The 13541-nt window shown below is 66.2% G+C and carries 12 protein-coding genes; 3 read left to right on the top strand and 9 right to left on the bottom strand.

Features of this window, described 5'->3' with window-relative positions; all coding sequences use genetic code 11:
* Positions 1-60: 60 nt before the first annotated feature.
* The 7 genes from DWA33_RS05100 to DWA33_RS05130 form a co-directional block, all read right to left on the bottom strand.
* The gene (locus tag DWA33_RS05100; protein ID WP_114357005.1) at positions 61-1038 is read right to left on the bottom strand and encodes an ABC transporter ATP-binding protein; all 978 of its coding nucleotides are present in this window, start codon (positions 1036-1038) and stop codon (positions 61-63) included.
* Entirely contained in the window at positions 1039-2451 is a 1413-nt protein-coding gene (locus tag DWA33_RS05105) for an amidase (RefSeq protein WP_114357006.1), read from the bottom strand.
* Positions 2448-2642: a hypothetical protein gene (locus DWA33_RS05110; RefSeq protein ID WP_114357007.1), complete on the bottom strand. Its 195-nt coding sequence runs from the start codon at positions 2640-2642 to the stop codon at positions 2448-2450. The genes DWA33_RS05105 and DWA33_RS05110 overlap by 4 nt, the downstream gene beginning before the upstream one ends.
* Positions 2643-2655: 13 nt before the next feature.
* Positions 2656-3714: an ABC transporter ATP-binding protein gene (locus tag DWA33_RS05115; RefSeq protein WP_114357008.1), complete on the bottom strand. Its 1059-nt coding sequence runs from the start codon at positions 3712-3714 to the stop codon at positions 2656-2658.
* A 4-nt stretch (positions 3715-3718) separates the two neighbouring features.
* Positions 3719-4609 (bottom strand): ABC transporter permease, encoded by an 891-nt coding sequence (locus tag DWA33_RS05120; protein ID WP_114357009.1) that lies wholly within the window; start codon positions 4607-4609, stop codon positions 3719-3721.
* A 19-nt stretch (positions 4610-4628) separates the two neighbouring features.
* The gene (locus tag DWA33_RS05125) at positions 4629-5582 is read right to left on the bottom strand and encodes an ABC transporter permease (RefSeq protein ID WP_114357010.1); all 954 of its coding nucleotides are present in this window, start codon (positions 5580-5582) and stop codon (positions 4629-4631) included.
* A gap of 161 nt (positions 5583-5743) precedes the next feature.
* Complete coding sequence (locus DWA33_RS05130; protein WP_114357011.1) at positions 5744-7405, bottom strand: ABC transporter substrate-binding protein; 1662 nt, start codon at positions 7403-7405, stop codon at positions 5744-5746.
* Positions 7406-7604: 199 nt separating this feature from the next.
* On the opposite strand from DWA33_RS05130, the gene DWA33_RS05135 reads away from it, so the two are divergent.
* Positions 7605-9206 (top strand): ABC transporter substrate-binding protein, encoded by a 1602-nt coding sequence (locus DWA33_RS05135; protein WP_114357012.1) that lies wholly within the window; start codon positions 7605-7607, stop codon positions 9204-9206.
* A 202-nt stretch (positions 9207-9408) separates the two neighbouring features.
* On the opposite strand, the gene DWA33_RS05140 is transcribed toward DWA33_RS05135, so the two are convergent.
* Together DWA33_RS05140 and DWA33_RS05145 are read right to left on the bottom strand one after the other, a co-directional pair.
* The gene (locus DWA33_RS05140; RefSeq protein ID WP_114357013.1) at positions 9409-9843 is read right to left on the bottom strand and encodes an EF-hand domain-containing protein; all 435 of its coding nucleotides are present in this window, start codon (positions 9841-9843) and stop codon (positions 9409-9411) included.
* A 20-nt stretch (positions 9844-9863) separates the two neighbouring features.
* A complete protein-coding gene (locus DWA33_RS05145; protein WP_114357014.1) occupies positions 9864-12227 on the bottom strand; it encodes a TonB-dependent receptor family protein in 2364 nt (787 codons plus the stop codon).
* A 20-nt stretch (positions 12228-12247) separates the two neighbouring features.
* Here DWA33_RS05145 and DWA33_RS24880 point away from each other — a divergent pair, with 20 nt between their 5' ends.
* Both DWA33_RS24880 and DWA33_RS05150 read left to right on the top strand, forming a co-directional pair.
* Positions 12248-12532 (top strand): hypothetical protein, encoded by a 285-nt coding sequence (locus DWA33_RS24880; protein WP_147270221.1) that lies wholly within the window; start codon positions 12248-12250, stop codon positions 12530-12532.
* Between the two features lie 91 nt (positions 12533-12623).
* Positions 12624-13328, top strand: a complete 705-nt coding sequence (locus tag DWA33_RS05150; protein ID WP_114357015.1) for a Crp/Fnr family transcriptional regulator — start codon at positions 12624-12626, stop codon at positions 13326-13328.
* Positions 13329-13541 lie beyond the last annotated feature (213 nt).

The following is a 13541-nucleotide window of genomic DNA, read 5'->3' on the forward strand; positions in this document are numbered from 1 at the left end:
TGAACACCAGTTGGCGGTCTCCCGCTACCTCATTTGTAACTCGCCTCGCTTGTTCCCGGACTAGCCGACCACCGCGGCCGGCTCGACCAGCACGCAGCGCGCCATCCGGCCCGGGCCGAGCGCGACTTCGGGCGGTAGGCCGGCGGAGCAGCGCGGCTGCGCATGGGCGCAACGCGGTGCGAACGAACAGGCGACCGGCTTGGCGTCGAGCGACGGTGGCGCACCCGGAATGGTTTCCAGCCGCGCGCCGCGCTTGGCGCCGTGCACTGTCGAGGCGAGCAGGCCCTGCGCGTAAGGATGCTGCGGCTCGCGGACGATATCGCGCAAGGAGCCCTGCTCGATGGTCTGGCCGGCATACATCACGGCGACGCGGTCGCAGATCTCGATCGCCACGCCGATGTCGTGGGTGACGAAGATCACCGACATCCCGAACTCGCGCTGCAACTCACGTAGCAGCAGCAGGATCTGGATCTGCACGGTGGCGTCGAGCGCGGTGGTCGGCTCGTCGGCGAGCAGGATCTTCGGCTTGCAGGCCAGCGCCAGCGCGATCATCGCGCGCTGCCGCATGCCGCCGCTCATCTCGTGCGGATAGGCGTCGAGCCGGCGTTTCGCCGACGGGATGCGAACCACCTCGAGCATTTCGAGCGCGCGGGCCATCGCCTCGCGCTTGCTCTTGCCTTCGTGGCGCATCACCGACTCGGCGATCTGATGGCCGACGGTGTAGACCGGATCGAGCGCCAGCGCCGGCTCCTGGAAGATCATCGACACGGTCTGGCCGCGGAAGGTCGACAGCGCCTCGTCATCGAGCGCCAGCACGTCCTGTCCGGCGACTCGGATGCTGCCGGTGATCGCGGTGCGTTTCTTCGGCAGCAGCCGCATCAGGGCACGCAGCGTCACGCTCTTGCCCGAGCCGGATTCGCCGAGCAGGCCGAGTACCTCGCCCTGGCCAAGCGACAGGTTGAGATCATTGATGGCGTAGACCGTCCGCTCGCCGGTGAAGCGGACGTTGAGATCGCGGATGTCGACCAGATTGCTCATCTACAGCTCCGGGCATTGCCGATGGAAATCGGTGGCGCGCTGCCAGCCTGCGCCGATCCGCAGCAGCACCGCCTCGTCGAACGGGCGGCCGATCAGTTGCAGCCCGATCGGCAGGCCGGCTTTCGAGAAGCCGCAGGGCAGCGCCAGCGACGGCAGACCGAGATAGTTGATCGGGCGGGTGAAGCGGGTCAGCCGCTGGATCACTGCCTCGGCGTTCAGGCTGTTGCCGACGTCGCTCTCGGCGATCGTCGGCGCAGGCACCGGCGACACCGGCGCCAGCACCGCGTCGACGCCGGCCACCGCCGCGACGAATTCGGCGAGCGCGACGCCGCGCCAGCGCATCGCTTCCAGATAAGTAACGGCCGGGATCGCGAGGGCGTTCTGCAGCCGCATCAGCACCTGCGGGCCGTAATCCTGCGGACGCTCGCGCATCCACCCGCCGTGGAAGCCGGCGGCTTCGACCGCGAGCACGAGCTGTGCGGCGGCGCTGAGCTGGCGCTGATCCGGCAGCTCGACCTCGACGACGCGGGCGCCTTCGCGCGTCAGTGCCGACTTGGTGTCGTCGAGCACGCGCGCCACCTCTGGATCGAGATCGTCGACATAGAACGATTTCGGAATGCCGATGCTGATGCCGTGCAGCGATTGCCTGGTGGCGGCCAGATAGTCCGGCACCGGGCGGTGAGAGGCGGTCGGATCGGCCGGATCGGCACCGGCCATCAAGCCGGTGAGCAAGGCGCAGTCTTCGGCGGTGCGGGCCAGCGGCCCGACGGTGTCGAGCGAATGCGACAGCGGCATCGCGCCGGCGCGGCTGACCAGGCCGACGGTTGTCTTCAGCCCGGTGACGCCGCAGAAATGCGCCGGCATCCGGATCGATCCGCCGGTGTCGGAGCCGAGCGCCGCGAAGCTCAGCCGCGCCGCGACTGCCGAGCCGGAGCCCGACGACGAGCCGCCGGTGATGTGGTCGAGGCCCCATGGATTGCGCACGGCGCCGTAATGCGCGTTGTGGCCGGTCGGGCCGTAGGCGAACTCCGACATCTGCAGGCTGCCGAGCCGGACCTGACCGGCATCCTTCAGCCGCTGCAGCGCGGTCGAGGTGGTGGTCGCGACGAAGTCGCGGCGGATCTTCGAGCCGCAGGTCACCACGAAGCCGGTCTCGTAGTACATGTCCTTGTGCGCCAGCGGCACGCCGTGCAGCGGTCCCTTGACGCCCCGCTTTGCCAGCGCAGCGTCGGCGGCATCCGCTGCGGCGAGCGCGCTCTCCGGTTCGATCGCCATGAAGGCGTTGAGCTTCGGCTGCGCCTGCGCGATGCGATCGAGGCAGGCCTGGGTGACTTCGCGCGACGACAGTTTCTTGGCCGCGATCGCCTCGGCGACTTCCGTCAGCGTCAGCAGCGCCGGATTGCTCGCGCTCATCTCGCGCCCTCGTTCTGCGCGATCACATAGGTCGACGGTTCGAGATCGAACGGCAGCGTGCCGGCGACCGGTGCGAAGCCGTCGAACGCCGGGCCGATCGAATTGGCGATCCGCGCCGCCACCTCGTCGTCGACCGGAAGTCCCGCGATTGCCGCCATCGCTTTGATCGTGGCGGGGTCGGGTTTGATCATTGCTGATTTCTCCTTATGGGGCGCGGCTGTGGCCCGAGCCGGGAATCGACATGAAGCAAGCGGCCTGATGGCCGCTGTCGCCGATCGGCGACAGCTTCGGCTTGGCCTGCGAGCATAGCGCCTCGGCGAACGGACAGCGCGGATGAAAACGACAGCCGGCCGGCGGATCGATCGGATTCGGCGGATCGCCGGTGATCGGCGGAACCTCGGTGCGGCGGTCGGGATCGGACGACGGCATCGCTGCGAGCAGTGCCCGCGTATAGGGATGCGCCGGCTGATCCCACACGTCATCGACCGGACCGAGCTCGACGACTTCGCCGAGATACATCACCAGCACGCGGTCGGAAATGTAGCGCACCACGTTGAGATCGTGGCTGATGAACAGATAGGTCAGGCCGAATTCGCGCTTCAGGTCGGCGAGCAGATTCAGCACCTGCGCCTCGACCGATTTGTCGAGCGCGGAGACCGACTCGTCCAGAATCACCAAGCGCGGCGACAGCGCCAGGGCACGCGCGATGTTGACGCGCTGGCGCTGGCCGCCGGACACCTCGTGCGGATAGCGATGCGCGAAGTTCTCGGGCCGCAGCCCGACCTTGCCGAGCAGTTCGCGCGCCAGCGCACGGGCGCTGGCGTCGCTCATGCCGTGGACCTTCGGGCCGAACGCGATCGAGTCCTCGATCGTCAGCCGCGGGTTGAGCGACGCGTAGCTGTCCTGAAACACCATCTGCATGCCGCGGCGCAGTTCGCGCAAGCTGAGCTCGCGCCCGACCTGGCGGGCGTCGAAGATGATCTCGCCGGCCGTCACCGGCATCAGGTGCATCAGCAGCCGCGCGGTGGTCGACTTGCCGCAGCCGGATTCGCCGACGATGCCGAGCGTCTCGCCCTTGGCGATCGAAAAGCTGACGTCGTCGACCGCCCGCACCGTCTTGGCGCCGCCAAACAGCCCGGTGCCGCGCACCGGGAAGTGCTTGGTGAGCCCATTGACCTGCAGCAGCGGCTGGGCGGCGCCGCCGATGTCTTCGATCGGCTCGAACTTCTCGACCTCTGCGATCGCGGAAACGGCTTTGCTCATCGCCTCAGTTCCTGATGTCCATGGCGCTGCGCATCGAGTCGCTCAGCAGGTTGAAGCAGATCGACACCGCGAAGATCATCACGCCGGGCAGCGCCGCCACCCAGGGATTGACGTAGATCGCGGTGCGCAGCGTGTTCAGCATCAGGCCCCATTCCGGCTCCGGCGGCTTGGTGCCGAGGCCGAGGAACGACAGGCCGGCGGCGAGGATCATCGACACCGAGATCAGGCCGGTGGCGTAGACGAAGATCGGGCCGAGCACGTTGCCGAGCATGTGCACCCGCATGATGGTGAAGGCGCCGGCACCGGAGGCGCGTGCGGCTTCGACGAAATCCATATTGCGGACGCTGGTGGTGACGCTCTCGGCGACGCGGGTGATCTGCGGCACGAACACCACGGTGAGCGATACGATCGAGTTGGTGATGCCGGCGCCGAGCGCGCCGGAGATCGCGATCGCCAGCAGCACCGACGGGAACGCGTAGAACACATCGATGGTGCGCATGATCGCGGTGTTGACCTTGCCGCCGACATAGCCGGCGACCAGCCCGAGCGAAGTGCCGATCACGAAGGCGAAGATCACCGGCAGCACGCCGATGAACAGCGACAGCCGGCCGCCATAGATCAGCCGCGCCAGCATGTCGCGGCCGAGCTCGTCGGTTCCGAGCGGATAGTTGGCGGTGCCGATCGGCTTCAGCCGCCGGATCATCGAGCCCTGATACGGGTCGGCGAGGTGCAGCCAAGGTGCGAACACGGCGGCCAACACGATCAGCAGCAGGATGACGCCGCAGGTCATCGCGATCTTGTCGCGAATCAGGCGGCGGCCGACATTGGCCCAATAGCCGCGGGCTTTTCCGGCGGGGGCGGTCTGCGGCGCGGCGTCGGCAGCGGTCAAACTCATCGTCGGTGCTCCCATGACGTCAGGCCCGCTTGATCCGCGGGTCGATCAGCGCCTGGGCGATGTCGACCGAGAGATTGAGCAGCACGAAGAACAGCGCCAGCACCAGGATCGTGCCCTGCAGCAGCGGCAAGTCGCGCTGGAAGATCGCCGAGTTGAGCAAGAGGCCGGAGCCCGGCCAGGAGAACACGGTCTCGACCAGGATCGAGCCGCCGAGCATGTAGCCGAGCTGCAGGCCCATCACGGCGAGCGCGGTCGGCGCCGCGTTCTTGATGACGTGGCCGAACACGCCGGTCTCGCGCAGGCCCTTGGCGCGCAGTGCCTCGACGAAATCCTGCGACAGGATATCGCCGGTGAGCGCCCGCACCGTGCGGGTGACGATGCCCATTGGAATGACCGAGGTGGTGATCGCCGGCAGGATCAGGAAACGTATATGCGCCCAGTCCCAGGCCCATTGTCCGGAGCCGCCGGGGCCGGCACCGACCGCGGGCAGCCAGTTGAGCTGCACCGAGAACACGATCACCAGCACCATGCCGAGCCAGTAATGCGGCACCGAGACGCCGGCGATGGCGATGCCGGTGGCGAGCTTGTCGATCCAGGTGTCACGGAAGTAACCGGCGATCAGGCCGAACAGCAGGCCGAACGAGAATCCGATGATCGCCGCGGCGATAGCCAGCATTACGGTGTTGCTGACGGCGCGCATCACCTCGGCCAGCACCGGCCGACCGGTGGCGATCGAGGTGCCGAGATCGCCGTGCACCGCCTTCCACAGCCACAGCCCGAACTGCACCGGCAACGGCCGGTCGAAGCCGTAGGCGGCGCGGAGCTGCGCCGCGAGTTCCTGCGACGCGTCCGCCGGCAGCACGGCGACCAGCGGATCGCCGGGCGTGATGTGCACCAGCAGGAAACACACCAGCGCGACGCTGAGGACGATCGGAACGACATAGACGATGCGGCGGGCGATATAGGCGAGCACAGTGCACCTTCATGAGTTGTCGTCATGCCCGGGCTTGACCCGGGCATCCACGACCGGCAGCGAAACCACTTGTTGCCGTGGATGGCCGGGTCGAGCCCGGCCATGACGTCCCGGTTGGGGAGCGGCCGTGCCGAGCACGACCGCCGTGTGTCGAATGCCTCTTACGGCGCGATCGACACCGGCGAGAAGTCGACGAACCAGCTCTTCGGCTGCACGAAGCCCTTGATCTTCGGGCTGAGCGCGCGCGGGCCGACGTCGTGGGCGACGTAGAGGAACGCGGCGTCGTCGATCGAGGCTGCGTTGAGCTCCGCCAGCACGTCGTCACGCTCCTTGTCGGTGAAGGTGGTACGCGCCTTCTTCACCAGCTCGTCGAACTTCGGGTTGTTGATGTAGCCCCAGTTGTTCGACACCGGGGGCGCCATCGACGACTGCAGGAACCGCACCAGCGCGAAGAACGGATCCATCGCCGCGTAGGTGACGTTGATCGCGTCGGAGCCGTTCGCCGACGGATCCTTGACGCCGCGCCGCCAGTTGGTGAACAGCGTGTTCCATTCGATTACGTCGAGCTTGACGTCGAAGTAGCACTCCGCCAGCGCCTGCTGCAGATATTCGTTCATCGGCAGCGGCAGCATCTGGCCGGAGCCCGACGCCGAGGTCTGCACCTTGACGGTGAGCTTCTTGTTCGGGCCGTAGCCGGCTTCCTTCATCAGCTTCTGCGCCGCGGGCAGATCGTACTTGATCTGGAACGAAGGTTTGCCGCGCCACGGGTGGCCGGGCTCGAACGTGCCGGTGGCCGGCACCATCAGGCCGGCAAGCAGCCCGTCGCGCATGCCTTCACGATCGATGCACAGATTGGCGGCGCGGCGAACGCGAATGTCGTTCCAGGGCGAGCCTTCGATCCGCGAGAACTGCCACGGCCAGACGTGCGGCTGCTCGTTCTTCTCGATCTTGAAGCCGCGGGCCTCGATTTCCTTCACCGCGTCCGGTGCCGGCGCTTCGACCCAGTCGACCTGGCCGGACAGCAGCGCCGCGGTGCGGGCGTTGGCTTCCGGCATCGGCAGCAGCACCATGCGGTCGACGTGCGGGACGCGCTTCTTGTCCCAGTAGCCGTCGTTCTTGACCAGTTCGAGCCGCTCGCGCGGGGTGAACTTGGCCATCTTCCACGGGCCGGTGCCGGAGGCGTCCTTGGCGAACGCGGCCCACGCGGCGGTCGACTTCGCCTTGGCGTCGGCGCCTTCGGCCTTGTCGTACAGCGCCTGCCATTTGGCCGGGCTCGCCATGAACAGGTTGGTGAGGTTGATCGGCAGGAAGCTGTCGGGCTCCTTGGTGGTCAGCGCGACCGTCAGGTCGTCGATCTTCTTGGCCGATACCAGCGTCGGCATCCGCGATGCGGTCACGCCGATCTGGCTGGGGTCGTACTGCGGTGCTTCTTTGTTGAGCACCTTATCGACGTTCCACACCACGGCGTCGGCGTTGAAGTCGCTGCCGTCGTGAAACTTCACGCCCGGCCGCAGTTTGAAGATCCACTTGGTGTGATCGGCGTCTTCGACCTTCCACTCGGTGGCGAGGCCGGGGATCACCACGCTCGCTTTGGTTGCCGACGACAGGTCCCACATCGTCAGGCCGTCGTACATCGTCAGCCCGGTGAAGCGGTTACCTTCGAAGCCCTGATCGGGCTGGCCCAGCGTGCGCGGAATGTCCGCGGCCGTCATGCCGATGCGCAGCACGGATTCGGCGGACGCCAGCGACGGCATCATGAAGACGCTTGCCATCGACAGAGCGAGCAGCGCAGCGCGGCGGTTGTTGAAACGAGAATTACGCATTCGACGAGAGTCCCTTTGCAGTGACTAATTGGCAGGCTGGTCGATGCAATGCATGTGCCAGCCAAAGCGGCAGGCTGCCGTCGTGTGCAACAAACCCGGCACTTGGCGGTCCGCGCAGACCCGCGATGCAAAACTGCCGGCTCGGCGTGGCGCGGCTGTTGCAAGTGGGTCGCCCATCGTCATCAGGAGATCAGTTGCGATGGTGCGGCTTAGGAGTTCATGGGTGCTGGGCGTGTTGTTTGCCGCGGCGAGCGCGATCGGAGCGGCGCGCGCGGAAACAGTGGTGCGTTACGGGATCTCGATGGCGGACATTCCGCTGACCACCGGGCAGCCCGATCGCGGCGCCGGCGCTTATCAGTTCACCGGCTACACCATCTACGATCCGCTGGTGGCGTGGGAGATGAATGTCGGTGATCGGCCCGGCAAGCTGGTGCCGGGGCTGGCGACCGAGTGGAAGGTCGACGAAACCGACAAGACCAAGTGGCGCTTCACGTTGCGGAAGGGCGTCAAGTTTCACGACGGCAGCGACTTGAACGCCGACGCGGTGATCTGGAATCTCGACAAGGTTCTCAACGACAAGGCGCCGCAATTCGACAAGCGGCAGAGCGCGCAGGTCAAGACCCGGCTGCCCTCGGTGAAGAGCTGGGCGAAGATCGACGATTCCACCGTCGAGATCACCACCAAGACGGTCGATTCGTTCTTCCCGTATCAGATGCTGTGGTTCCTGGTGTCGAGCCCGGCGCAGTACGAGAAGGTCGGCAAGGATTGGGACAAGTTCGCCGCTAATCCGTCAGGGACCGGACCGTTCCGGCTCACCAAGCTGGTGCCGCGCGAACTCGCCGAGCTGACGAAGAACAACGATTACTGGGACAAGTCGCGGCTGCCGAAGACCGACAAGCTGGTGCTGGTGCCGATGCCGGAGGCGCTAACCCGCACTAATGCGCTGCTGGCCGGGCAGGTCGATCTGATCGAAACGCCCGCGCCCGACGCCGTGCCGCAGCTCAAGGCGGCCGGCATGCGAATCGTCGACAACGTCACGCCGCACGTCTGGAACTATCATCTCAGCGTGCTGCCCGGTTCGCCGTGGACGGATGTCCGGCTACGCGAGGCGCTGAATCTCGCGATCGACCGCGACGCGGTGGTCGGGCTGATGAACGGCCTCGCCAAGCCGGCGGTCGGTCAGGTTGACCCGTCGAGCCCGTGGTTCGGTCATCCGTCGTTCAAAATCAAATACGATCTGGCCGAAGCCAAGAAGCTGGTGAAGGAAGCCGGCTATTCGCCGGAAAAGCCGCTGAAGACCACCTTCATCATCGCCAACGGCGGCACCGGCCAGATGTTGTCGCTGCCGATGAACGAGTTCCTGCAGCAGAGCTTCAAGGAAATCGGCATCGACGTCGAGTTCAAGGTGGTCGAACTCGAGGTGTTGTACACCGCGTGGCGCAAGGGCGCGGCCGACGAATCCAACGCCGGCATCACCGCCAACAACATCGCCTACGTCACCTCCGATCCGCTGTATGCGATCGTGCGGTTCTTCCATTCCGGCCAGGTGGCGCCGGTCGGCGTCAATTGGGGCGGCTACAAGAATCCCAAGGTCGACGCGCTGATCGACGAGGCCAAGACTACATTCGATCCCAAGAAGCAGGATGAGCTGCTGGCGCAGGCGCATTCGCTGATCGTCGATGATGCGGCGCTGGTGTGGGTGGTGCACGACACCAATCCGCATGCGCTGTCGCCGAAGGTGAAGAGCTTCGTCCAGGCGCAGCACTGGTTCCAGGACCTGACCACGATCGGCCTGCAGTAGTCCGGCGGTCCGTAAGCTTTCGACGACGATAAGGGCTGCGCATGGTGGTGCGCAGCCCTTATCTTATCGCTGGATATTGATGCTTATCGCTTGTGCAAAGCCGGCCTTATCGCTTCCGGATGCCCGCCCAACATTGCGGCAGCGTCTGCCTAATGTCGGCGCGGCTTGATCTCGAATTCGGTCGCGCGGACTCGGCGAAGCGTTACTCCGGGAAGTCGCGCGACGTCAGCTGCCCGTCGCCGTCCTTGTCGATCGCCTTCATCCACGCGGCGCTGCCGTCGATGAATTCGGCGCGCGACACCCGGCCGTCGCCGTCAGTGTCGTTACGCGGCAGCGTCAGACCGTCGGCGATCTGCCGGATCTTGGTCTGCTCCTCAGGCGAGAACCGCGCGATGCCGGCATCGCGCACCTTGTCGAAGCGCGCATATTCGTCGCGGTCGAGATAGCCGTCGGCATTGGCGTCGAAGGCGTAGAACCGCTGCTCGCGTCCCTGCTTGATCTCGGCCAGCGTGACGACGCCGTCATTGTTGCCGTCCCATTGCTCCAGGAAGTGCGACAGACTGACAGAGTCCGCGGCGATCGCCGGCGCGACAAGGCTGGCGGCCGCGATGGCCGCCAGAAGAAGGCGTTTGGTCATATCGTATCCTTGCTGGTTGATCAGAACGACGCCTTGATGCCGGCGTAGAAGCCGCGGCCGTCGCCAGGCAGGAAGGCAGCCTGATCGGGCCGCGCCTGATCCACCACCAGCGTGGTCGCCGCATAGGTCTTGTTGAACAGGTTGGTGATCTCGCCGAACACCCGGAACGTCTTGTTGATTCGGTACTCGCTGCGCAGATCGACCACCGCGTAGGGATCGGCATAGAGCGTATTCATGTTGTCGACCGGCACCTCGGCCGGGCTCCAGCGCACCGCGCCTTGCACCATCCAGGCGTCGGTCGCCTGCAGCTGCAGCTGCGCGTAGATCAGATGCGGCACCGCGCCGCCGAGCTTGTTGTTGCCGCGCAGCGGATCGTCGACGAAGCGGAAGTCCTGATAGGTGTAGGCGAGTCGCCCCGACAGCCGATCGGTGAACTTCATACCGGCGCCGAGCTCGATGCCGAAATGCGTGGTGCGGTCGGCATTGATCGCGCCGAGCGAGGCGCCGGTGACGTCGCGCAAATTGAGCAGTTCGTTGTCGATCCACGAGTAGTAGGTGACGACGTCCCACGAGAACCGATCGGCGCGGCCGCGCCAGCCGCCTTCCACCGTCACCGCGGTCTGCGCCGACAGGTTCGGCGTCGCGAACGCCGCGGCCGCCAGAGTGGGGCTCGGGGGCGTCGGGCGGCCGGGGCTCGAATTCGGCGTGCCGTTGATGGTGGCGATCAAGTCGTCATGGGTCGGCGGCTCGAAGCTGTGGCTGCCGGCGATGAAGAAGGTCTGAGTCGCGTCGGGGCGATACGACAGCGCCAGACTCGGATTCCAGCCCGAGTACGATCGCGCGTAACTGTTGTTCTGGGTCGGCACCGCTCCGTTCGGCAGCAGCACGTTCGGCCTGGACGGATTGTACGCGATGGTCGGCCGCGTCGCGGCGGTGTAGCGATCGTCGTTGTCCCGCGTCGCATAGGCGTAAGAGATCGCCGGCGACACCGTCCATTGCTGCCACACCGGCACGTTGGCGCCGGCGTACAGCGACAGCGTCTGTGCCTCCAGCCGGTTGCTGCCGAATTGCGCGCCGGTCATGCCGCTCTGGTTGAGATAGTAGTCACGATCCGCCGAGCCGACGCTGTATTGCGCGGTGGTTTCGAACAGCGGCAGCAGCGCGTCCGCCGGATTGTAGGCGTAGCGGACGAGGCCGGTGAAGTCGCCGCCTTTGGTGGCGCGCACACCCGAAGAAATCGGAAACCGGAAGGTGTCGTCGGTGGAAGTGTAGCCGAGCGCGATATCGATCAGATGCGCATCGAACGTCGCGGTGGTGCGGTTGCCGATCATGAACTGGTTGGCGTCGCGCCGCGGCTTGTCGCGCACCGCGTTCGGCCCCGGATTGATCGCGACACCATTGACCACGGTCGGGCCGGTCGCGGTCTGCCGCGGATTGGCGAACAGCGCGTCCTTGTTGATCGGGCCGGCGACGTCGAAGCCGAGGTCGGTATAACCGAGGAAGAACCGGGTCTTGACGTTTTCCGACAGCGCGATGCCGACATTGGCGTTGAGGCTGGTGCGGTCCGACGCATTGTAATCGCGGAAGCCGTCGCGTCGGGTGGTGTCGAACTGCAGGAACGCGTCGACATTGTCTTTCTTGGTGCCGATCTGCGCGCTGCTGTTGATTTGGCCGAAGCTGCCGCCGCTCACCGACATCTGCACGCCGGGCTGGCTCGATCCGGTCGGCGAGATGAAGTTGATCGCGCCGCTCAGCACCGTGGCGCCGAGCCGGTTGGCCATGTAGCCGCGATATACTTCGATCGCTTCGGCCTGCCGCGGATTGGCGAAGCCGACGATGTAGGAGCCGTCGGCGCGATTGATCGGCAGGCCGTTGTACAGCACCAGCACGCCGCGCTCGGCCGGGTTCTGCTGCGCCGAGCCGCGCATCTGGATCCGCGGCTGGTCGTTGGCGCCGAGGAAATTCTGGATGATCAGCCCGGGCACCCCGGACAGCGTATTGGCCAGCGTCGGATTGCCGGCGGCCGGCATGTCCTGCTGCGACACCAGCGCGACGCCGCCTGCCAGCACGTTGAAACGCTCGCGCACCAGATCCACCGTGCGCGTCGCCGAGGCGGCCGGCGCAGCGCTCGGCGTCGCTGCCGGCGCGGCGCGGCGCACCACGGAGCGGGGCCGCGCCGGAGCCCGTGCCGGTTCGCGCCGCTGTTCGACCACGATGGTGTCGAGCGTGATGGTGGCGCCCGGCGTCGCCGATTGCGCGAAGCACATCTGGCTGCTCGACGTCAGCAGCGCCGCCACGGTGATCGTCCACACCGATCGGCGGCGCGGCGCCGTTTCGACCTCGGCGGTCGTCCGCTGCAAGTGACGATGTGCATCCGTTCTCATTCCCAAGCCCCGTCCATTCGATGATCGCCCGTCTTGTCGACGCGCGCGGCGGCGATCTGTCCGCCCTTTGTCGCGTGCGAAAGACCAGCCGCCGCGGCCCCCTCCACCGGCGACGGCTGCTGCGGGGCGACGACGATCACGGTCCTTCGGATGTGATCTCGATGGCGATCCGGCTTTCTCGATCGGTGCCGACCATATCGAGCACGTCGGCGGTGCTGTTTGCTTTCGAGCAAACAACGCCTGACGATGCGCGCTGCCGGATTGGAAATCCTCGCAACTGTGACATTTATTCACGCGCTGATTAGAGGCCTTCAAAACACAGCCGGTCCGCGTGCTGATAGGAAAGGCGGCGTAGGAAACGCCCGACGACAAACGCCGCACATTCACGGGTCGACGATGGAAAAGGGTGTCCTAAGCGCAGCCGCGATGCGGAGTGCGCTGTTCTCGCAATTGCCGGCGACCGAGACGTCGCGGCTGCTGGCGGCGTCGATGCCGCGTCAGTTTCAGCCGGGCCAGGTGTTGTTTCATCAGGGCGACACGTCGGAATATCTGTATCAGATCGTCGCCGGCCTGGTCCGCATCACCCAGATCAACAGCGAAGGCGAGCAGATCACGCTGCGGATCATGCGGCCTGGCGATCTGTGCTGCGTGGCGGCGTTCCGCCAGCCGAGCTATCCGGCGACCGCGACCGCGATCGAGGACACCACGGTGCTGGCATGGCGCGTCGGTTCGTTCGTGGCGCTCACCCAGCAGAGCCCGGCGATCGCCGACAACGTCGTCTGCATCGCCGGCGATCGCACCCGCGAGATGCTGCAGCGGGCGACCGAGATGACCGGCAAGTGCATCGCACAGCGGATCGCCGCCTCGCTGCTGCGGCTGTCGGCCCAGGCCGGCACCGCGACCGCGGACGGTATCCATATCGAATCCCCGGTGACCCGGGTCGACCTCGCCTCGATGGCCGGCCTCACCTATTTCACGGTCAGCCGCACCCTCAGCGCCTGGCAGAAGCAGGGCCTGGTCAGAAGCGGCCGCCACCGTCTGACGATCCTGGACATGGCGCGGATCTCCGAGATTGCCGAGCCGCGGCCGGCCCGCGGGTGAGCCAGGCACCGCGTCGATCTTCTGAACACGGTTGATATCCGCGCAACTTCGCTGGGGATGCCGCGGCTGGTGCGGCCGAGAGGCCGCGGGTGCTTTTGTTACGTCCTTCAGCCAGTTCGGCTCACGCGGCATCGAGGAGGAGAGCGTGCGGAAGCGACCGGAGAGGAGTTCGACGAGGAGGCCCCGGTAGAGAGTTCGTTAACGCGGCAGCCC

Origin of the sequence: Rhodopseudomonas pentothenatexigens (assembly GCF_900218015.1) — a bacterium.
In the GTDB taxonomy this organism is placed as follows: Bacteria; Pseudomonadota; Alphaproteobacteria; order Rhizobiales; family Xanthobacteraceae; genus Rhodopseudomonas; species Rhodopseudomonas pentothenatexigens.

What these genes read in the sequence shown, in the direction of transcription:
- DWA33_RS05105 (WP_114357006.1), bottom strand. Translation starts at nt 2,451, where the DNA reads ATGAGCGCGAGCAATCCGGCGCTGCTGACGCTGACGGAAGTCGCCGAG.
- DWA33_RS05140 (WP_114357013.1), bottom strand. Translation starts at nt 9,843, where the DNA reads ATGACCAAACGCCTTCTTCTGGCGGCCATCGCGGCCGCCAGCCTTGTC.
- DWA33_RS05110 (WP_114357007.1), bottom strand. Translation starts at nt 2,642, where the DNA reads ATGATCAAACCCGACCCCGCCACGATCAAAGCGATGGCGGCAATCGCG.
- DWA33_RS05145 (WP_114357014.1), bottom strand. Translation starts at nt 12,227, where the DNA reads ATGAGAACGGATGCACATCGTCACTTGCAGCGGACGACCGCCGAGGTC.
- DWA33_RS05135 (WP_114357012.1), top strand. Translation starts at nt 7,605, where the DNA reads ATGGTGCGGCTTAGGAGTTCATGGGTGCTGGGCGTGTTGTTTGCCGCG.
- DWA33_RS05150 (WP_114357015.1), top strand. Translation starts at nt 12,624, where the DNA reads ATGGAAAAGGGTGTCCTAAGCGCAGCCGCGATGCGGAGTGCGCTGTTC.
- DWA33_RS05120 (WP_114357009.1), bottom strand. Translation starts at nt 4,609, where the DNA reads ATGAGTTTGACCGCTGCCGACGCCGCGCCGCAGACCGCCCCCGCCGGA.
- DWA33_RS05130 (WP_114357011.1), bottom strand. Translation starts at nt 7,405, where the DNA reads ATGCGTAATTCTCGTTTCAACAACCGCCGCGCTGCGCTGCTCGCTCTG.
- DWA33_RS24880 (WP_147270221.1), top strand. Translation starts at nt 12,248, where the DNA reads ATGATCGCCCGTCTTGTCGACGCGCGCGGCGGCGATCTGTCCGCCCTT.
- DWA33_RS05115 (WP_114357008.1), bottom strand. Translation starts at nt 3,714, where the DNA reads ATGAGCAAAGCCGTTTCCGCGATCGCAGAGGTCGAGAAGTTCGAGCCG.
- DWA33_RS05100 (WP_114357005.1), bottom strand. Translation starts at nt 1,038, where the DNA reads ATGAGCAATCTGGTCGACATCCGCGATCTCAACGTCCGCTTCACCGGC.